The sequence below is a fragment of the Kitasatospora sp. NPDC091257 genome (assembly GCF_044757675.1).
Classification (GTDB): Bacteria; Actinomycetota; Actinomycetes; order Streptomycetales; family Streptomycetaceae; genus Kitasatospora; species Kitasatospora lactacystinica.
The window spans coordinates 1-2517 of record NZ_JBIVVI010001261.1; the positions used below are offsets into that span (position 1 = coordinate 1).

At 71.2% G+C, this 2517-nt stretch carries 1 protein-coding gene and 1 pseudogene; both read left to right on the forward strand.

Annotation, left to right across the window (positions count from 1 at the left end):
* Window positions 1-205 precede the first annotated feature (205 nt).
* Window positions 206-1612, forward strand: coding sequence for a family 2B encapsulin nanocompartment shell protein (locus ACIQOV_RS37050; protein ID WP_401055190.1), 1407 nt, complete (start codon window positions 206-208; stop codon window positions 1610-1612).
* Between the two features lie 260 nt (window positions 1613-1872).
* Window positions 1873-2517: pseudogene (locus ACIQOV_RS37055) on the forward strand (hypothetical protein); the annotation flags it as partial.

Genomic DNA, 2517 nt, shown 5'->3' on the forward strand with positions numbered 1-2517 from the left:
GGGTAGTGGGCCTCCGTGCGGGCCCGGTCGGGTCCTGGTGATCTAGGGTTCCGGATGGGCCGCCCGGAGATGGCGGCCGCCTTTCGCGTGAAACACCAACGCCCCCACCAGTAAGCGGATCTGATGATCCGTCATGGCATGCGCCAGGACGGGCCGGTGTGCCCCTGGACGCGTGACCCGATCACAGGAATGGAGATCCCTGCCGATGACCGTGGACACGAGCCCGGAGGCAGTGCAGGCCAAGCAGCAGAGCCTCGCGACAGCCGCTGCCCGGAACCTTGCCACCACGACCAAGTCCGCACCGCAGATGCAGGAGATCACCTCCCGCTGGCTGCTCAAGGTGCTTCCCTGGGTCCAGGCGGCCGGTGGCGCCTACCGCGTCAACCGCCGGCTCACCTACGCCGTCGGCAACGGGGTGGTGGAGTTCATCAAGACCGGCTCCCAGGTCCGGGTGATCCCGGCGGAGCTGGGCGAGCTGGCGCTGCTGCGCGGCTACGAGGAGGAGGACGTCCTCACCGCCCTGGCCGACCGCTGCCAGCAGCGGGACTTCGGCCCCGGCGAGGTGCTCGCCACCCAGGGGGACGCCGCCGACAAGATCTTCCTGATCGCGCACGGCAAGGTCAACAAGATCGGCACCGGCAAGTACGGCGACGACATCGTGGTCGGCGTGGCCGGCGACGGCGACCGCTTCGGCGAGGACGCGCTGCTGAACCCGGACGCCACCTGGGAGTTCACCGCCAAGACCGCCACCGCCGGTGTCGCCCTGACGCTGACCCGGGCGGACTTCGCCGCCATCCGGGACAACGCCCCCAGCCTCCAGGAGCACCTCCAGGCCTTCCTGGCCCTGCCGCTCCAGGCGCAGAACGAGCGCGGCGAGGCCGAGATCGCCATGTCGGCCGGCCACCGCGGCGAGTTCGAGCTGCCCGGCGCCTTCGTGGACTACGAGCTCAAGCCCCGTGAGTACGAGCTGAGCGTCGCGCAGACCGTCCTGAAGGTCCACACCCGCGTCGCGGACCTGTACAACCAGCCGATGAACCAGACCGAGCACCAGCTGCGGCTGACGATCGAGGCCCTGCGCGAGCGCCAGGAGCACGAGATCGTCAACAACCCGGAGTTCGGCCTGCTCAACAACGCCGACTTCGACCAGCGCATCCAGACCCACTCCGGCCCGCCCACCCCGGACGACCTGGACGAGCTGCTCAACCGTCGCCGTGATCCCGACTACCTGCTCGCCCACCCGCGGACCATCGCCGCGATCGGCCGGGAGTTCAACGCCCGTGGGCTGTACCCCACCCACGTCGACCTCGGCGGGCAGCAGGTGCCGGCCTGGCGCGGGGTGCCGATCCTGCCGTGCAACAAGATCCCGGTCACCAAGGAGAACACCAGCTCGATCCTGGTGATCCGTACCGGTGAGGACAACCAGGGCGTCATCGGCCTGCACCAGACCGGCATCCCGGACGAGTACCAGCCGTCGCTGTCGGTCCGCTTCATGGGCATCGACGAGAAGGCGATCATCTCGTACCTGGTCAGCGCCTACTACTCGACCGCCATCCTGGTGCCGGACGCGGTCGGCGTGCTGGAGAACGTGGAGATCGCGCACCGCCGCGGCTGAGCGCACGGAACAGTGGGCGCGGGCCGTAACCGGCCGGCTCGAAGATCGTTTGACCTGATGACGGACGGCCCGCCCCCCGAAGGCGGGCCGTCCGCCTGACCATGTCTGATCACTTCTGGTCGTACCCGATGGAATGTCCATCAGGAATGCGACCGTATCTGATCTTTCTCCCCGTCTTGACCGTTCCGCCCATTCCCCTGAGGTCGGTCGGCCCGAGCCGTTCCGTCCTCCCCGGACGACCCGAGAGGTGTGTGGAGCCCATGCCCCAGCGTCGGCAGATCCGCCGGATACCGCCCGGCGGCGGTGGGGGCGCGGCGCCCGGGCGACGGGTGCGGCTGATCGGCGCGGCGGCCTGCGTGGTCGCGGTCTGCGCGCTGGTCGGCGGAGCGACCGCCTCCGGCGCGGGGCAGTCCGGCCGGCCCCCGCGCGGTCCGGCGGTGGACGTCTGCGTGTGCGACGAGACCGACGTGTCGCTGTCGGTACGGCCGGGCGGGCAGGTGACCGTCGGCGTGGACGTGGACGTGGACGTCCAGGTCGGAGTCGGCGTCGCGCCGGGCGCCGGTGGTCCGGGGCACCACGGGCCCAAGCCGCCGCACGGGCACCACCCCTGCCACCCGCCCAAACCCGACCCCAAGCCCACCTCGAAGCCCAGCCCGAAGCCGACTTCGAAGCCCACCGCGCCGCCCTTCTCCCTGCCGCCCACGACCGCGCTTCCCACCCCCTCGATGCCCTTCCCGTCGACGCCCTTCTCCTCGCCCCCGCGCCCGACGGGGTTGCGCAGCGAGCCCGGGCGGCCGGTCGAGGGGCAGGCCGGGCCCGGGCAGGTCGGGCCGGGGCACGGCGGTGACGACCACGAGGACGACTGGTGGGGGGACGACTGGCCCGACGACGACTGGTGGGGGGAC

Excerpts from the sequence above, each read along its gene's own strand:
- ACIQOV_RS37050 (WP_401055190.1), top strand. The coding sequence starts at position 206 with ATGACCGTGGACACGAGCCCGGAGGCAGTGCAGGCCAAGCAGCAGAGC.